We start from the raw sequence: 17,283 nt of genomic DNA on the forward strand, positions 1-17,283 counted from the left end.
ACCGTCCCGCCACGCATCCCGACCGGCCAGCACGTCCCCGCGTCTGGCCGGCTCCTTCCGCACCACGCTTGACCACCACCGGGCGCGACGCTCATGATCCTGGTCGAATCGATTCGACCAGGAATGGCGACCACCCATTCGTCCGGTCGCCGGCCAGGGCGGTGCTCTACACGCGGACGTCGTCCGGTCCGGGCCTGCCACAAGTCGCGCAGGCGCAGTCCTCCGACGGCATCCGCCGCCGCACGCCCATCACCTGGGACGCCGTCGAGCCCGGCCGGCAGGACCGCGATCCCACTGGCGCCCGTCGCGGCTTGCAGCACGACATGCCGCAGGTACTGATCGTGCTCGCGGGGGTCGTAGGGCGGCGACTGCGGCAGACCGGAGCGTCTCGGCCTGGTCGGCAGCACGCCGGCGTTGCTCCTGCAGCGCGGAGCAGGGACAGCCGGGCGATCAGCGCGGCGAAGTGGTCCTTTCCCGCCCCCATCTCCACACCCCTGCCCGTGCCGCACCGGTATGAAGCTCGCCATTCATGATGTGCTGACAAATCGAAGTCTGTCTGTCACTCTACTCTTACAGTCGGTAGGGAGGGGCCATGACCGATGATGTGTGGATTGCGGGCTTAGTGACCGCTCTGGCCCTTTCATTGATCCCCAGCTCTCTCGCCATCGCGTGGCGCTTCGCAAGCCGGGCCAAACGCCGGCCGACGTTCTTGGTGCCCACCAGCCTGCCGGTCGCACCCCCCTTTCTCGCCGGCCGTGAAGAGGAACTCCGGTTCCTCACCACACATATCGAGAACAACGCTCGCTCTATTCTGATAAAAGGGGAAGCCGGAATAGGAAAGAGCGCCCTCGCGCTGACCGTCGCGCACCAGGTGGCGGCCCGTTTCACCGACGGCCAGCTCTTCACCGTGCTCAACCCCCTGCGCCCGCCGGGCCTGCAGATCGCCGACGCGCTGGGCGACTTCGTCCGAGGGCTCCAGCGAGGCGACGAGAGCGTGCCGAACTCACCGGCCACCCTGCTGCGCAGATACGTCAACCTCACCAGGAGGCGGCGGGTCCTGGTGGTGGTCGACGACGTTCCCGAGGGCATGGACATCCACAAACTGGTGCCCGCGGGCCCCAACTGCCTGTTGATCGTCACCTCGCGCGGCGAGGTGAGCGGCGTCCGGTTCGACACCCGGATCCCGCTCGGCCCGCTGCCCGCGAGTGACGCGCTGAAGCTGCTGAAGGACGTCCTCGGCGAGGAGCGGACCAGCGACGAGGACTGGACATTCCTGATCTCGGAATGCCATTCCGTGCCGCTGGCGCTTTCCCTGGCGGCCTCGGCGCTGGCCACCCGGACGAATTGGCGCATCGACGAGGCCCGGCGGCGATTGCAGGAATTCGCCCGGCAAAGAGAGCGACGCCATGCCGCGGCCAGCCCGTACGACGCCGTTTATGTCTTTCTCACCGAGGAGGAGAAGAACGCGCTGCGCTCGCTGGCCGCCATCGACACCATCGAGTTCCAGCCCTGGGAGCTCGCCGCGGCGGCCGGAATAGATCCCGAACGGGGTAATCATCTCGCCGTGCGGCTGGCCGGCGCCGGTTTACTGGAGCGCCGCGGCTCGGCCATTTCCGGCCTGCCGTATTTCCGGGTGGTCGAGCCCGTACTGGAATATGCGCGGCGGCTCGCCCCGCTCGACGACCCGCAACTGCGCAGCCGGCGCAGCACGCAGCTCGCCATCGCCCGCCAGGAGCGGATCGACCGCGACATCATCCGGCAGATCCGCGTCGACGTGTACACCCAGCTCCAGGCCGGCCAGCTCACCTCGGCGATCAACACCGCCAAGGACGCGGCGCAGATCGCCGCCGACCGGGAGAAGAGGGTGCTGAAGGCGACGGCGTACGCCGCGTTGAGCGAGATCTACACCGAACTCGGCGACATGGCCGAGGCGGAGAAGATCGCCGGCCTCGCCGTCGAGTGCGGCGACCCGGGCAGTACGGCGCGCGCACTGCGCTGCCGTGGCCGCAACGCCCGCCGGCTGCAGCAGTTCGACCAGGCCGCGCACCACTTCGACGAAGCGCTGCGCAACGCGGCCGAAGCGGGCGAGGGCTATGAGTCGGTGCGGATCCACACGGAGTACGCCGTCCTGGAGGGCCTGCGCCATGACCTGCGGGCCGCCCGCGAGCATCTCAGGGCGGCCGCCGAGCAGGTGGAGCGGGAGGCCGGCGCGAGCGAACTGCGGATCCGGCTCGCCTGGGCGCGGAGCAACGTGGAGACGAGCGCCGGGCATTACGGCCCGGCGGAGCGGGCGCTGGTCGAGGCCCGCAAGACAGAGCGGGTCGGGCTGCTCCAGAACGCCTGGATCGACCATGCTCTGGCACGCAACGCGTACGTGGCGGGCAACCACCGGAAGGCGACCGAGCACGCGCAGGCAGGCGTGAGCGCCTTCCAGGCGATGCACAGCCGCTACGGCGCCGCGCTGTGCCGCCACCTTCTCGGGATGGCGGCGCTCGGGCGCAACGATCCGGCGGAGGCGGCGATCTGGCTGCAGGAGGCCGTCGCGGCCTTCGCGGTGTGCGGCGATGCCTGGGTGGAGGCCGACGCCTCGCTCGAACTCGCCCGGATCTACCGCCGCATCGGCCATGAGCAGGAGGCGCCGCGCCTGGTCGCCGCAGCCAAGGACGCGTTCCAGCGACTCGGCGACACCGAGGGGATGCGCCGGGCCGCGGCGGAGGAGATGGAGGTGGCCGCCGCCCTGGCCCGCGGCCGGCGCCGCCGCGCGCTCGTCTCCAACGGGCCCGCCCCCGCGACATGATCGGCCGGATCCGGCATCTCAAACCAGCGGTGGCATGCCTGCTGGCCGGCGCGACCGCCGGCGCGGCGGCCGCGCTCGACGTGGGGGTGCCGGAACACTGGAAGATGCCGCTCTGGGCCGCGTGTGTGGTGTTCGCGGCGGCCGGGATGGCGTTCACCCTCACCTGGCAACGCTGGGGGCGGATTCGCCGCCCCGCCATGCTGCCGCAGCGGCTGATGAAGTTCCGGGGCCGCGCCGAGGAGCTCGACTGGCTGCACCAGCGGCACCGCGAGCAGTCCGGCGTCTCCCAGGGCAACCCCAAGATGCTGCTCATCCACGGCGGGCCGGGGGTGGGGAAGAGCGAGCTGGCGAACGAGCTGGCCCACCAGTTGCGCGACCAGTATCCGGACGGCCAGCTCTACAGCAACCTCGGCCGTGCGGCGGACCCGCGCGAGCCGCAGGTGATCCTCAAGACGTTCGTCGTCAAGCTCGGCGAGTCCGAGGAGAAGGCCGCCCAGCTGACGCTGAAGGCGCTGCAGGACCTCTTCCTCGCCATGACGGCCAGGCGCCGGATCCTCATCGTGCTGGACGCGGCACGCGACGCCGACCAGGTCAAGGCCCTGCTGCCGAACTCCGGCCAGTGCGCGGTCGTGGTCACCAGCCGGAGCAACCTCGGCCCGCAACTCGCGCACCGCCCCTTGCACCTCATGCCGCCGACCGCCGCCGACGCGATCGAGATCCTGCGGGCCTACGCCGAGCCCGACAATCCCGAGGACGCCGGCTGCGCCGCCGAGGTGGTCGAACTGTGCGAGCGGCTGCCACGGGCGCTGCGTGCCTCGGGTGACGCGGCGCGTACCGACATCGGGCTGCGCCGCGTGTGTGAGCAGCTCAGACGCCCAGAAGACCGGCTGGAGCGGCTGAAGAACTACCATCGCGACGTCACCGAGGGCTACTCCATGGAGCTGAGCCGGCTGGACGAGCCCGTCCAGCAGGCGTTCATGCTGCTCTCCATGGTGAAGACGACCACGTTCGTGCCGTGGGTGCTGCAACCGCTGTTCGGCGCCATCGGCCGGGAGGTCACCACGGACGAGGCGGGCAACATCATCGCGGCCCTGAGCGTGGCCGGCCTGCTGCTCCCGGTCGAAGGCCCGGACTCCGCGCGCTACCGATTCCCCCGCTACCGCTTCTCGCCGCTGGCCCGCCTGCTGGCCGACCAGCTGCGGCTGGCGGCCATCCGTCCGGGCGGGCTGCTCGCCACGACCACTCAGGACGACGTCAGAGACTGTTTCCTGCGTACGGTGCTCGCCATGTCGTGCGAGGTCATGGACGGCGGGCAGGGCCCGCCCGTCCCCCGGCCCGAGGTCCCGCCCGCCTGGGTCCCGCGGCGCGACGCCTGGCTCGAGATCGTCCGCGACGACCAGGAGCATTGGCGGCGGGCCGAACACGAGAACCTGCTCAGCGCCGCCGTCTTCGCCCGTACCCGCTATCCGGAGGCGAGCCGGCAGTTGCTGATCCGGCTGGGCGGCGTCATGGGCATCCCGGTCAACCTGGACGACTTCGCGGGGCACGTGGAGCAGGCCGTCGCGGCCGCTCTTCCCGACGAGACGCTCGAGCTCCGGCTGGCACTCATGCACCATGCCGTGGCCGTCGAGGACCACATCCGCATGCTGGCGGAGCACGAGGCGCTCACCAAGCAGCCGGCCCCGCCGCGGATCTCCGCCGAGGCGCTGTTGCTGAAGGGCCGCTCGCTCCAGGAGATCGGCCGCTACAACGAGGCCGGCGAGGCGCTGCGGGACGCGTTGCGGGCCGTGCAGTCCACCAGCGCCATGATGCTGGAGCGCGCGGTCCGCGCGACCCTGACCGAGAACGACGCCACGCTGGATCCTGAGTCGTGGCGCGATGACGGGCCGACGGAGGGCGAGCCAGTGCGCAAAGGGCACGACACCTACCTTTCCGCGCTCATTTCGCTACTGAACGGACGTATCGCCGCCAGACGCAACGACCTGACCGGGATGACGCAGTCGCTGGAGAGAGCGGGCCGGTTCGTCGTCGGCGATCTGGCCTGGGAAGCGCGCCTGGCCTGCGAACGCGTCCGGCTCCGCCTGGACCACGGCGGCGAGGGCCCCTCACCGGAATCGGCCATGGCGGACGTCTGCCAGGCCCGGCTGGCGTTCGAGGCCATGGGCAACGTACCCGGCCAGGCCAGGGCGCGTCTCCTGCTCGCCCGGCTGCTGATGGAACGCGGCAATCTGCCGGGCAGCGCGCAGGAGATCGACCGGGCCCGGAGCCTGCTGCGGACCCGCGACGAGGGCCTGCCCCTCAGCGCCGCCCTGCAGCGCGCGGCGGCCGACCTGTCCATGCGCATGAGCAGGCCGGACGAGGCCCGGCGCGGCTACGAGCTGGCCCTGCTGCAGTACACGACGGCCGGGGACTTCTGGTACGGCGCCTGCGTCCGGGTGGGCCTCGCCGAGGCCGAACGCGCCCTGGGGCAGCCCGCGACCGGCGAGGCGCACCTGTGGCAGGCCGCCGCCCTGTTCTCCGCGTGCGGCGACAGACAGTGGTTGCGGCAGACCAGGGAACGGCTCTGCGTGCTCGGGGCCGAGGAGGAGGACCGCAGAACTCAGCGGTAGCGCAGCACCCCGCCCGAGCGCCAAACGGGGAACACGCGAGCACTGCCCGCAGCTTCTGAAATCGCTGTGGGTCGTACTCCGCTGACGCGCGCCGGACGGCCCTTCAGCCGGCGTCCGCCCCGATCGCTCGCCGGTCAGTCGAGGACGCGGGCGAGGAACTCCTCGAAGGTGGTGGGGGTCGCGGTCTCCGCGGTACGCGGCTGGAGCATGGTGATCCTGCGTTCGGCGACGTCGAGGGTCATGGCGGTGGTGCCGTCGGCCATGTGCGGGGAGAAGCCGGCGGCCAGCAGGCGCTCCCTCATGGTGGCGGCGTCGATCTGCTCGTAGCGGGCCTCCGGCCGGCCGAGGGCCCGGCCGATCGCGGCGGTGATCTCGGTGAGGGTGACGTCCCGGGGGCCCTGCAGTTCGAGGGTACGGGCGCCCGCCTCGCGCCGGCCGGTGAGCAGGTCGGCGGCCACGGCGCCGATGTCGGCCGTGGCGATGGCGGGCAGGGGCAGGTCCGCGGGGATGAGCCCGTGGGCGGTGCCGGTGGCGCGTACCTCGTCGATCATCGGCAGGGCGTTCTCCATGAACCAGCCGGGACGCAGGTGGGTCACCTCCGCGCCGGCCAGGGTGTCCAGCGCCTCCTCCAGCGGGCGCAGCCCCCACACCGGGCCGCAGGCCCCGTCATGGTTGGCGGCCCAGCCACTCAGGCTGACGATCCGGGTGCGGTCGCCGAGCCCGTCCAGCGCCTGCCGGAAGGCGTCGATCACCCGCCGCTGGTAGGCGGGGAAGTCGGTGCTGCCGGGAATGATCCCTGGCGCGATCATGACGAAGGCGGCGCGGGCGCCGGCGAAGGCGGCACGCAGGCTGCCGGGGTCGTCGGTGCGGGCTTCCACCGCTTCGGCGCCGCGCTCCACGTACCGCTGGAGGCGGTCGCGGCTGCGGCCCAGCACCCGGACCTGTTCACCGGTGGCGAGCAGCGCGTCGGCGACGGCGGAGCCGGTGTCGCTGGTGGCGAATGAGACGACGATCATGGTGTTCCTCGCAAGAGATGCGTGTGCGATGGACGGCGTCGACGACCGGCCGGGCGCCGGCCGAGTGCCGGCCGGTCAGGCGGCCGAGTGCCGGCCGGTCAGGCGGTTGTGAGGGCCGGTCAGGCGGTTGTGAGGGCCGCGAGGAGAGCGAGCCGGTCGGCCGACTGCGTGCCGGGCCCGGCGGCGCTGATGATCAGGCGCTGCCCCGGGTCGTCGGGCAGGCGGAGGATCTCCTCGTTCAGCTCCAGCTCTCCCACGACAGGGTGACGGTAGCGGCGCACGGTGTGCAGGCAGTCACGCACGGCGTGCTCGCGCCACAGGCGCGCGAAGTCGTCGCTGCCGGTCGCCAGCTCGGAGACGAGCTGGTGCAGGGCGAGGCCGCCGGGACGTTCGGCGCTGGCCAGCCGCAGGTAGGACGCGAGATCCCCGGCCTGCCGCTCCCAGTCGGCGAACAGTTCGCGAGAACGCGGGTCGAGGAAGACCCGCCGCGCCTGGTTCGGCGCCCCCGGCGTGCCGATGGCGGCGATCTCGTCGCCCGTCAGGCTCCACAGCGCGTACCCGAGCGGGTTGCCCGCCAGGATGTCGGTACGCCGCCCGACGAGCACGACGGCGCTCAGGCTGCCGGCGATGAGGTCGCGGACGGGAGCGCGGACGTGGTCCTCCTGACCGGTGCCCCGCACCGGCGGAAGAGCCCGCGCCAGCCGGTAGAGGTGCGCCCGCTCGTCCGGGGACAGTTTGAGTGCCCGTGCGAGGGCGTCGAGGACCGAGTCGGAGACCTGGTGGCTCTCACCCTGCTCCAGACGGGTGTAGTAGGTCGTGCTGAGCCCGGCCAGCGCCGCGAGCTCCTCACGCCTGAGGCCGGGCACCCGGCGCCGGTCGCCGTAGGAGGGCCGGATGCCGAGCTCCTGCGGCGTCACGGCGGCACGACGTGCCCGCAGGAACTCGCCCAGCTCCTGCGACGACGACCGGCCTGCCATCACCCCTCCATCATCCCTCGTCACGCGCGGGCCTCGCCTGGCCGGGCCAGGGCACGGGCCGGTACGGTACGGGCACCCACCGGGCCTCACCGTCGCGGAAGGCGATCCGTCCGATGCCGGGGAAGGGCAGGTGCGCGCCGCCGACCGTCCGTCCCCGCGTCCGGATCTCCTCCAGGACGCGCTGCCGCGCGGCGCGGGCGCCGGCCCGGTCACTGCCGATCTCCATCGCGACGTGCGGGGCGCGCAGCTGGACCGTGTGGTTGTGCATGGTGTCCCCCCACATCAGCAGCTGCTCCCCTCCACCGTCCAGCAGGTAGCCGCTGACGTCGTCCAGCCAGTGGCGCGCCTCGAGTGCCGCCACGTGCACGGTCGCCGAGGGGAACGCCGCTTCCCCGTCCGCCGTCACCAGACCGTAGGCGTGATCCTGGTGCAGGTGCGTGATGAGGACGTCGTCGACCTGCTCCGGCCCGGCTCCGGCGGCGCGCAGGTTGTCCGGCAGCTGACCGGTGCCCGGGCCGAGGGAGGCGCCGGCGCCGGCGTCGACCAGCACGAGGCGCCCACCGGAGCGGAACAGGAACGCGTTCACGGCCGTCGCCGGATCGCCCTCCGGCGGCAGGAACCCGTCCGCCAGCAACGCGGCGATCCGCTCCGCCGGCTCGCCGTGCATGTCGGCGGCGTAGATCGGCAGCGCTCCGTCGTAGACGGTGGTCACCGTGACGGCGCCGACGCGGGTGCGCGCGAATCCCGGCGCCTGAGCTGAGGTTGTCGCGGTCGTACTCATGGCCTCAGTTTTCGAGGGCCCGGCCGTGGCGTGCCTGCCCATGGCGTGGATAGGCAGCACCACCGCGGGCCGTCCGCGCGGACGCGCCGGCGCGATCTGTCACCATGGGGCGAGCAGGGAAGTGCTCACCGGGGCAGGGGTGCCGATGACGAACGAGCTGATCGCGTTCTCCGTCGCGTCCTTGCTGGTGTCCATGGCGCCGGGCCCCACCACCGTGGTCATCCTGCGGCAGTCGATCCGGTCGGGCCGGGCCGCCGGGGTGGTGACGGTGCTGGGCAACGAGACCGGCTGGCTGCTGTGGTGCCTGGCGGCCGCCCTGGGGCTGTCCGCGCTGCTGCTGGCCTCGCAACTGGCGTTCGACATCATGCGGATCGCCGGCGCCGTCGTCCTGGTGGGCATCGGCGCGCGGACCCTGTGGCAGGCGCGCTCCTCGAACGATCCCGCCACCGGCGTCCGCACCGACGTGCCTGCCGGGGCGTCCTTGTGGGGTTGCTACCGCATGGGGCTCCTGACCAATCTGGCGAACCCGAAGGCGGGCGTGTTCGCGCTCTCCTTCCTTCCCCAGTTCGTGCCGGACGGGGCGCCGGCGCTGCCGACGCTGCTGCTGCTCGCGCTGGGTTCGGCCCTCATCGACCTGGTCTGGTACCTGGGCATCGTCCGGCTGGTCTGCGCCGCCCGAAGGCTGTTCGCGCGGCCGGCCGTCCGGCGGTGGCTCGAGTACGTCTCGGGCACCGTCCTGATCGGGCTGGCCATGCGCCTGGCCATGACGAGCAGGACGTGAAACGGGCGGGAAGGGTCAGAGCCCGGCGTCGTGCACGATGAGGGCCAGCTGCACCCGGTTGTCCAGGCCCGCCTTCGTCAGGATGCGGGAGATGTAGCCCTTCACGGTGCCGACGCTCATGTGCAGGTCACCGGCGATCACCGCGTTCGGCTTGCCCTGCGCGACCGCCAGCGCCACCTCGCGCTCCCGCTCGCTCAGCCGGTCCAGCACCCGGCGGGCGTCGGTACGCCGCCGGGTCTCCTGCTCGGGCATCAGGTGCGCGATCAGCTTGCGGGTGATGCTCGGCGACAGGATCGGCTCGCCCGCGACGACCTTGCGCACCGCGTCCACGATGCCCTCCGGCGGGGTGTCTTTCAGCAGGAACCCGCTCGCGCCCGACCGCAACGCCTCGAACACCAGCTCGTCGGCGTCGAACGTGGTCAGCACCACCACCTCCGGCGCTCCCGCGCGGGACCGCAGCCGCCGCGTCGCCTCGATGCCGCCGACGCCGCCCATCCGCAGGTCCATGAGCACCACGTCGGGCTTGTGCTCGGCCACGGCGCCCTCCACCTCGGCGCCGTCGGCGACCGCCCCGACGATGTGCAGGTCGGGGGCGCCTTTGAGCATCAGGGTCAGGCCGGCGCGGACGAGGGCGTCGTCGTCCACGATCAGGACCCGGATCGGCGCGCTCTCGTCGGCTCTCACCCCGGCCATGCTAACGAGCCCCGCGCCCTGCCGTCGCCGAAGCCGTGCTCTGCCGTCACGAGCCCCACTCCCCGCCGTCACCTACGCCTGCGCCGTACCGTCATGAGCCCCGCGCCCTGCCGTCACGAGGCTCGCTCCCCCGCCCTCATCGAGGCCACGGCAGCCGGGCCACCAGCCGGAATCCGCCATCCGCCGTCTCCCCCCACTCCAGCCGGCCGCCCGCCAGTGACGCCCGCTCCGCCAGCCCGATCAGCCCCGCCCCGGCGCCGGTCCCGGCGAGGGCTTCCGCCGCGTGCCCGTCGAGGGCCCCCGCGCCGGTCTCGGCGTCGGACTCCGCGTCCGTCCCGGCGGGGGTGGGTGGTTCGCTTTGCGGTGGGTTGCGCACCTCGACGACCAGCTCGGCCCCTTTCGTGCCGGACACGAGCACGGTGACGGGCCGGCCGGCCGCGTGCTTGCGCGCGTTCGTGAGCCCTTCCTGCACGGTCCGGTACGCGGCGCGGCCCACCACGTCCGGCACCTCGGACAGGCGTACCCCGTGATCGTGCAGCTCGACCCGCATCCCGGCCCGCCGTGACTCCGCCACGAGCGCCCCGAGATCCAGCCCGGTCGAGGGCGCCTCAAGACCGGCGACCGGTGCGGGCGTCGGCGGGAGGGCCGGGTCGCGGAGGACCGAGACGACCGCGCGCAGTTCCTCCAGCGCCTGGCGGGCGCTCGTCCCGATCACCCGGGCCGCCTCCGTGACCTCGCCCGGCGTCGCGCTCGCGTTGAACTCCAGCGCCCCCGCGTGCACGGCGAGCAGCGACAGCCGGTGGGCGAGCACGTCGTGCATCTCCCTGGCGATGCCGAGCCGTTCAGCACGGCGGGCCTGCTCGGCGCGGGCCCGCTGCTCGGCCTCCGCCCGGCGGGCCCGCTCGGCCAGCGACAGCAGCAATTCCCTGCGGGTACTGGCCAGCATCCCCCACGCGGTCACCGCCACCCCGAACAGCACCGCGACCAGCGCCCACAGGGCGTAGGGGGCGAGCCCGGGCGGCCGTACCGCGAACCTGACCAGCGACGCCCCCGCCCCCGCCGCCCCCACCGCGATCGCCACGCGCGGCGGCCGGTACAGGGCCGCCATCAGCGCGGCGACGCCCGCCGCCACGGACGCGGACGCGGCGGGCACCGACAGCGCGATCACCGCCAGCCCCGCCGGCACCGGCCACCTGCGGCACAGCAACAACCCCGCGCAGGCCAGCGCGCCGCCCACGACGTCGGCGACCAGGTGCCAGCCGGGGCCGCCCGCCGGATCCCCCCAGATCACCGCGACCGCGGCGGCGAACGCGGGCACGAGCCCGCCCAGGCCCGCGACCCAGCCGCTCCGCGACCGCAGCCGGCCGATCCGCGCCTCATCCGCGCCGGTCAGGAACACAACCGCCGATCGTAGCCCGCCCCGCGGCCCCCTCGTCGGCAACCGAAGTCACGACGACCACGACCAAAGTCGTCAGGAAGGTGTCCGGACGGCCGGCGCGGCAGCGACGCGGGCTGCCACGTTCCGGCCGTCCGCCCGCAGCGGCCGGCACCCGCCGCCCGGCACGCTGGGCCCATGAACGCACCCGACCCGCCGAAGGGCGGCCGCCGCGCCGCGCTGCTGCTCGCGGTGATCACCCCGGTCATCGCCGAGCTCACCCTGGGCAACCCGCCGCTCAGCCGGATCTGGCTGATGCTCCTGTGGATCCCGATCTACGGCGCCGGCACGGTGCTGATCCGGGAGCTGGTCCGGCGGCGCCGCGGGGGCTGGCCGTCGATCCTGCTGCTCGGGCTGGCGTACGGCATCGTCGAGGAGGGGCTGGTGCTGCAGGCGCTCAGCAGCCCCACCATGTACGGGGTGGCCGGGTGGGCGCCGAGGATCCTCGGGCTGAACAGCGCCTACGCCGAGCTCAACCTGCCCTACCACGCCGTGTTCAGCGTGGCGCTGCCGATCCTGCTCGCCGATCTGGCGTTCCCGTCTTTGCGGGAGCGGCCCTACCTGAAGCGGACGGGGGTCGTGGTGGCCGCCATGGTGTTCGTACTGGGCGGGGTGCTGCTGCGGCTGACCGTGGCGACCTCCATCGACCCCGGCTACCAGGCACCGGCCGGGGTGCCGGCCGCGTACGTGGCCGCCGTGGCGCTGCTGGCGGTGGTGGCCCTGCGCGTCCTGCCGCCCCGTCCCGCGCTCCGGACGGGCTCCCACCCCGCGCCCGAGCCCGCGTCCCGGCCGAAACCGTCCGGGGCGGCTCCCGTGCCGTGGGTGGCGGGGGTGCTCGGGGCGGGCGTGGGGTTCGGGTACCTGGCGCTGCTGTTCCCGTTCGGCGGTGCCGTTCGGCCCGCCTTCACGCACGGCGGCTGGGTGGCGGTGCCGATGCTGGTCGCGGCGGCGGTCGCGGTGACGGCCGGGTGGCTGGTACGGCGGTGGGCGGCGAGCGGCGGGTGGACGGACCGGCACAGCCTCTTCCTGGCCGGCGGGGCGCTGGCGGGGCACACCGCGTTCGGAGTGGTGGCCAACGCCGCGACGCTCGCCGACAAGCTGGAGCTGTCGGCTCTCGGGGTCGTCACGATCGCGCTGCTGGCGCTGCTGGGCCGCCGTACGGAGAACGCGGCGCGAAAAATCTCCCGGCGGATGTAGAGAACGCCGCCCCGGCCCCGACCTACCCGTGAAGGCAACGAGAACAGGAGCAGGACATGCGCAAGATCATCTTCTGGGTGCACACCTCCGTCGACGGCCACATCGACGGCCCGAACGGCGAGTTCGACTGGCCCGTGATGGGCGAGGAGCTGTCGGCGTACAGCGAGGCGCTGAGCGAGCGCTGCGACACCTTCCTGTACGGGCGCGGCGTGTGGGAGGGCATGGTGGCGTTCTGGCCGAACGCCGAGTCGGTGTCGGACCACCCGCACGTCCTGAAGTTCGCGCCGCGCTGGCGCGACACGCCGAAGATCGTCTTCTCGACGACGCTGAAGGACGACGACTGGGCCTCCCGGATCATCGGCGACGACCTCGCCGGGCAGGTCACCGAGCTCAAGCGACAGGACGGCAAGGACCTGCTGCTCACCGGCGGTTCCGGCCTGGCCGCCGCGCTCACCGAGCACGGCCTGATCGACGAGTACCACGTCGCGGTGCACCCGGTCGTGCTGGGCGGTGGCCGCCCGCTGTTCGCTCAGGACGCGCGGCGGCTTGGGCTGCGGCTGGTCGAGTCGCGCACTTGCGACGGCCAGATCGTGGTCATGCGGTACGAGCGCGCCTAGCGACTTTGTGCTCCGTTCCTTCGTCCGCGGCCTCCTCCGCCACGAACAGTCCACATTCGATGCCGGCGATCCGCCGGGCGGGGGACGTCATGCCCGCACGCCCGTCCGAGGTCGCCCGCGCCAGCACGGACTGGGAGGAACCGCATGACCGAGCACCACCGCGATCGGGCACCCCACCGCCCCCGGCCCGGGGACGGCCGCCCGTGATCCTCGACACCGGAACGGCCGCGAAGGCCCTCGCCACGGGAGGCGGGCTGATCACGAGCGCGGCACTGATCATCGCGATGGGCGGCGGCACGTACCCCGCCGCCGCCTCGACCGACCCCGGGCAGATGGGTGGCACCAGCTGCGAGCCCGCCTCCCCGATGGGCCAGGATGGCAACCTTCCGGGAATGCCGGGAGCCGACGGCGACGAGAGCGACCTCGACCTGCCCGGGGCATCCGCCCGGCGGACCGGCAAGGACGGGAACGGTCCCGCCACGCCTGGGCCACCCACCGAGCAGACCGGCAAGGATGGGCTGTCCACCGGGCGGACCGGCAACGGCGGGAGTGACCTTGGCGTGCTCGGGCTGTCCGCCCGGCAGGCCGCCAACGCCGGAATCATCGTCGATGTCGCCGCCCAGCTCGCATTGCCGCGGCGGGCCGCCGAGATCGCGGTGGCGACGGCGCTGCAGGAGAGCCGGCTCGACAACAACGCCGTCTCCGCCGAGGGCAGGTCCTTCGGCCTGTTCCAGCAGACGCCCGCGGCCGGTTGGGGCACCCGCGAGCAGGTCACCACCCCCAGCCACGCCGCCCGTTCCTTCTACAAGCGGCTCGTCGGCGTGCGCCACTGGACGACCCTGCCGCTGACCCAGGCCGCCGCCACCGTGCAACGGCCGCGCGCCGACCTGCGCGGCGCGTACGCCAAGCACGAGAAGCTCGCCAGGAAACTCGTCGCGTCCTTATGGCCGGAGCGGCGGTTGGCGGCGGGTGAGCAGCCCACACGTCCCCTTGCGGCGGGTGAGCAGCCCACACGCCCCTTGTCCGAACGCATGCGCCCCGGCACCATGCCCGAACGAGGCGCGGGCCTCCCCCAACGGGACGCGGGCCGGACCGGGCGACGTGCCGGCCTGCCCGGGCGAGATGCGGGCACTTCCGAGCGAGGCGCGGGCCTGTCGGGCGATGCGTTCGAGCCGGGATGCGGCGAGATCGGTGCCGCCTCGCTCGCGGTGAGCGCCGCCCTGGCGCAGCGCGGCATCCCGTACTCCTACGGCGGCGGCGGGCCCGCCGGCCCCGGCTACGGCATCGGCCGCGGGGCGCGAACCAAGGGGTTCGACTGCAGCGGGCTCACCGAGTACGCCTGGAGCAAGGCCGGGATCAGGATCGGCGGCACCACGTACGAGCAGGTCGGCAGGGGCCGCAAGATCCCCCGCTCGCAGGTCCGCGCCGGCGACCTGGTCTTCTACGAGACCGACGCCTCCCGCCCCGGCCCCGACCACGTCGGCCTGGCCGTCAGCGGCACCAAGATGGTGAACGCGCCCCGCACCGGCACCGTCGTCCGCCTCGACGCCATCGACCGGCCGAGCTACGTGACAGCCGTACGCCCCTCGGCGATGGGGCCCGGCCGCCGATAGACCACCCCCTCGGCACCCCGGCCCGGCGGCTTGCGCCTGGGCTTGCGCCTGGTGGCATGCGGTTACCGCATCGCCTTCCTCCGGTGCACGATCACCGCCGCCCCTAGGGCGAGGACCGCATACGCGCAGGTCACAGCCAGGCCCGCCCACGGCGGGAGCGGATAGTAACCGCCGAGCGGCGACAGGACCACCTCCACGTGCGCGAACGTCGGAACGCTCTGGGTGATCGCGAAAGCGGCGGCGGGGGTGACCGCCAGCAACCATGGCGCCAGGCCCGCGACAGCCAGCAGGTAGGGCAGGACGACCAGCGCGACGGCCGGCACGGCGGCGACAACGGCCCGACCGACCAGCGCGGCCAGGCCCAGCGCCAGCACGGCGACGGCCGCGGTCAGCGCTGCGAAACCGGCGATCACCCGCAGCTCTGTGGCGAGGGTGATCAGCTGGATCGGGTTCTGGTGCGCACGCAACAGCGCCGGCCCGGCGGGAACGACGACCCCGGAGGTCACCAACCCCGCCACGAACCCGACCACCCCGACCACCACAGCCTTCGCCACCAGCAACCGCACTGGCTGCGGCCCGGTCGAGGGACGACTCATCGGCGCGGGCTCTCCCGACGTCCGCGCCGCAGGGCCCTCGCACGGCGACCGCTCGCTGGACAGAGGCACGTCCGGCGAGCGCTCGGACGACGGGCGCTCGCCGGGCAAACCCACGGTCGGCGGCCCTCGCCGATCCCGACGCGGATGCCGATGCCCTGCGGGCGGTCTGCCAGGAGGCGCTGGCTCTGGGCGAGCACCAGGAGCGGCTGGTGCGGGCGCTGCTCGCCCTGGCCACCAGCGAGCGCGGCGTCGGGCGGCTGGAGACCCTTGACCTCGCCCAGGTCACGCGGCAGGTGCTCGCCTCTCGCCGGGACGAGGCGGCGCGGGCGGGCGTGGAGCTGAGGGGGCGGCTGGCGCCCGCGATGACGGTCGGCGATCCCGGGCTGGTGGAGAGCCTGGTCGCCAACCTGGTCGACAACGCCATCCGCCACAACCGCGCGGGCGGCCACGTGAAGGTCATCACGCACCCGTCTGGGGAGGGGACGGTCCGCGCCGGGACGGTCGAGGCTGACGTGTCCGGGGCCGGGGCGGTCGCGACTACACCGGTCAGGGCTGGGACGGCCGGCGCGGAGGCGATCGGCGCCACAGCGGCCGGTGCCACAGCGCCCGGTTCCACAGCGGGCGATGCTGCGGCGGGCGGTGCTGCGGCGGGCGACACTGGGGTGGCCGGGGCTGTGAGGCCCCGCGTTGGGGCGGTCGTCACCATCGCCAACAGCGGCCCCGTCGTCCCTCCGGACCAGGTCCGGCGCCTGTTCCAGCCGTTCCAGCGCCTGACGCCCGAGCGGCACGGCCGCCGTGACGGTTACGGTCTCGGGCTGCGATCGTCGATGCCGTCGCCCGCGCGCATCGCGCCACGATCACGGCCACCGCCCGTCCCGAGGGCGGCCTGGCCGTCACGGTGGAGTTCGCGCGGGGCCTGCCTCCCGCCGACCGGTGACCTCGAAGCCGGGTCGACGTGCCTCCGGCCGACCGGTGACCTCAAAGCGGGGTCGACGTGCCTCCCGCCGACCGGTGACCTCGAAGCGGGGTCGACGTGCCTCCCGCCGAGCCGTGAGATGGCCTCAGAGGGGGACCTGCCAGCGTAGCCGCGTCCCGCCGCCCGCCGGCGACTCCAGCTCGGTGGTGCCGCCGAGCCGCGCGGCCCGTTCCTCGATGTTGCGTAGCCCGCTGCGGCGGCCGCCCTTGCCCAGCCCGACGCCGTTGTCGGTGACCAGCAGGGTGAGCCGTTGGCCGGCGGCCTCGACGGACACGTCGGCGCGGGTGGCGTGGGAGTGCCGGACGACGTTGGACAGCGCCTCGCGCAGGACGGCGACGAGCTGCTCCCCGACCGGCTCGGGCACCAGGGTCTCGATCTGCCCCTCCATCCGCAGGCCGGGCATGAACCCCAGATGGCTGCCGGCTCCTTCGAGCAGGTCCACGATCTGCCCGCGCAGGCTGGGGGCGGCGTCGTCGTGGGAGCCTTGCAGGGCGAAGATGGACGAGCGGATCTGCCGGATCGTCTCGTCGAGCTCGTCGATGGCGTGCTGGAGCCGTTTGGCCGCCTCGGGCCGCTCCACCAGCCGGACGGTGCTCATCAGCGTCATGGCGGTGGCGAACAGCCGCTGGATGACGACGTCGTGCAGGTCTCTGGCGATGCGGTCGCGGTCTTCGAGCAGGCCGAGCCGTTCGGCGTCGCGGCGGGCCTCGGCGAGCTCCAGCGCGATGGCGGCCTGGCCGGCGAAGGCGCGCAGCATCTGCTGGGCCGCCCCGCTGAACGGCAGCCGCCCGCTCCGCTTGGCCATGACGAGCACGCCGCGGATGGCGGGTGCGGCGCCGAGCGGCACCACCAGGACCGGCCCGTAGCCGAGCCGGCTGAGCGGGGAGCCCGGGTAGGGGGCGCTCTGCAGGTCGGGGCTGGACAGCGGCTCGCCCTGGGTGAAGGCGTCGCCGACGAGCGTGCCGGTGATCTCGACGGTGTCGCCGAGCACTTCGTCCGCGCCCTCACCCTCGGCGACCCGTACCACCAGCGACTGCTTCGTCTCGTCCGGCAGCAGCACCTCGACGAGGTCCGCGTCGCTCATGTGGCGGGCGTGGCCGGCCACCACGGCCAGCACCTCGCGCGGTCCGCGCCGGACAGCAGGCTCGTGGTCACCTCCGAGGACGCCTGCAGCCAGGTCTCCCTGCTGCGCGAC

At 73.4% G+C, this 17,283-nt stretch carries 14 protein-coding genes; 7 read left to right on the forward strand and 7 right to left on the reverse strand.

Annotation, left to right across the window (positions count from 1 at the left end):
• Nucleotides 1-592 precede the first annotated feature (592 nt).
• Nucleotides 593-2,797, forward strand: a complete 2,205-nt coding sequence (locus HCN51_RS31470) for an AAA family ATPase (protein WP_168014357.1) — start codon at nt 593-595, stop codon at nt 2,795-2,797.
• Nucleotides 2,794-5,406, forward strand: coding sequence for an NB-ARC domain-containing protein (locus HCN51_RS31475; RefSeq protein ID WP_168014359.1), 2,613 nt, complete (start codon nt 2,794-2,796; stop codon nt 5,404-5,406). Before HCN51_RS31470 ends, HCN51_RS31475 begins: the two co-directional genes overlap by 4 nt.
• 134 nt (nt 5,407-5,540) lie before the next feature.
• Here the strand turns inward: HCN51_RS31475 and HCN51_RS31480 are convergent, their stop codons facing one another.
• The 3 genes from HCN51_RS31480 to HCN51_RS31490 form a co-directional block, all read right to left on the reverse strand.
• Nucleotides 5,541-6,422 carry an NmrA family NAD(P)-binding protein gene (locus HCN51_RS31480; RefSeq protein WP_168014361.1) on the reverse strand — a complete coding sequence of 294 codons (882 nt, stop codon included), beginning with the start codon at nt 6,420-6,422 and terminating at the stop codon, nt 5,541-5,543.
• 119 nt (nt 6,423-6,541) lie between these two features.
• Nucleotides 6,542-7,399 carry a helix-turn-helix domain-containing protein gene (locus tag HCN51_RS31485; protein ID WP_168014363.1) on the reverse strand — a complete coding sequence of 286 codons (858 nt, stop codon included), beginning with the start codon at nt 7,397-7,399 and terminating at the stop codon, nt 6,542-6,544.
• 10 nt (nt 7,400-7,409) lie between these two features.
• Nucleotides 7,410-8,180, reverse strand: coding sequence for an MBL fold metallo-hydrolase (locus HCN51_RS31490; protein ID WP_168014365.1), 771 nt, complete (start codon nt 8,178-8,180; stop codon nt 7,410-7,412).
• Between the two features lie 145 nt (nt 8,181-8,325).
• Here HCN51_RS31490 and HCN51_RS31495 point away from each other — a divergent pair, with 145 nt between their 5' ends.
• Nucleotides 8,326-8,961 carry a LysE family translocator gene (locus HCN51_RS31495; RefSeq protein WP_168014368.1) on the forward strand — a complete coding sequence of 212 codons (636 nt, stop codon included), beginning with the start codon at nt 8,326-8,328 and terminating at the stop codon, nt 8,959-8,961.
• A 15-nt stretch (nt 8,962-8,976) separates the two neighbouring features.
• Here the strand turns inward: HCN51_RS31495 and HCN51_RS31500 are convergent, their stop codons facing one another.
• On the reverse strand, nt 8,977-9,654 hold the full coding sequence (locus HCN51_RS31500) for a response regulator (RefSeq protein WP_168014370.1): 678 nt from the start codon (nt 9,652-9,654) through the stop codon (nt 8,977-8,979).
• A 136-nt stretch (nt 9,655-9,790) separates the two neighbouring features.
• Entirely contained in the window at nt 9,791-11,053 is a 1,263-nt protein-coding gene (locus HCN51_RS31505; RefSeq protein ID WP_168014372.1) for a histidine kinase, read from the reverse strand.
• A 174-nt stretch (nt 11,054-11,227) separates the two neighbouring features.
• On the opposite strand from HCN51_RS31505, the gene HCN51_RS31510 reads away from it, so the two are divergent.
• The 3 genes from HCN51_RS31510 to HCN51_RS62475 all read left to right on the forward strand — a co-directional run bounded on the left by HCN51_RS31510 (nt 11,228) and on the right by HCN51_RS62475 (nt 14,516).
• Nucleotides 11,228-12,286, forward strand: a complete 1,059-nt coding sequence (locus HCN51_RS31510; RefSeq protein WP_168014374.1) for a hypothetical protein — start codon at nt 11,228-11,230, stop codon at nt 12,284-12,286.
• Between the two features lie 56 nt (nt 12,287-12,342).
• The gene (locus HCN51_RS31515; RefSeq protein WP_168014376.1) at nt 12,343-12,903 is read left to right on the forward strand and encodes a dihydrofolate reductase family protein; all 561 of its coding nucleotides are present in this window, start codon (nt 12,343-12,345) and stop codon (nt 12,901-12,903) included.
• Nucleotides 12,904-13,106: 203 nt separating this feature from the next.
• Nucleotides 13,107-14,516 (forward strand): NlpC/P60 family protein, encoded by a 1,410-nt coding sequence (locus HCN51_RS62475; RefSeq protein ID WP_168014378.1) that lies wholly within the window; start codon nt 13,107-13,109, stop codon nt 14,514-14,516.
• A 62-nt stretch (nt 14,517-14,578) separates the two neighbouring features.
• On the opposite strand, the gene HCN51_RS31525 is transcribed toward HCN51_RS62475, so the two are convergent.
• Nucleotides 14,579-15,112: a hypothetical protein gene (locus tag HCN51_RS31525; protein ID WP_206068113.1), complete on the reverse strand. Its 534-nt coding sequence runs from the start codon at nt 15,110-15,112 to the stop codon at nt 14,579-14,581.
• A gap of 209 nt (nt 15,113-15,321) precedes the next feature.
• On the opposite strand from HCN51_RS31525, the gene HCN51_RS31530 reads away from it, so the two are divergent.
• Nucleotides 15,322-16,197, forward strand: coding sequence for an ATP-binding protein (locus HCN51_RS31530; RefSeq protein ID WP_206068114.1), 876 nt, complete (start codon nt 15,322-15,324; stop codon nt 16,195-16,197).
• Here the strand turns inward: HCN51_RS31530 and HCN51_RS31535 are convergent.
• On the reverse strand, nt 16,174-17,172 hold the full coding sequence (locus tag HCN51_RS31535; protein WP_240973430.1) for a GAF domain-containing sensor histidine kinase: 999 nt from the start codon (nt 17,170-17,172) through the stop codon (nt 16,174-16,176). The two genes, HCN51_RS31530 and HCN51_RS31535, sit on opposite strands and share 24 nt — an antisense overlap.
• Nucleotides 17,173-17,283 lie beyond the last annotated feature (111 nt).

The organism is Nonomuraea composti (assembly GCF_012034275.1).
Taxonomy (GTDB): domain Bacteria; phylum Actinomycetota; class Actinomycetes; order Streptosporangiales; family Streptosporangiaceae; genus Nonomuraea; species Nonomuraea composti.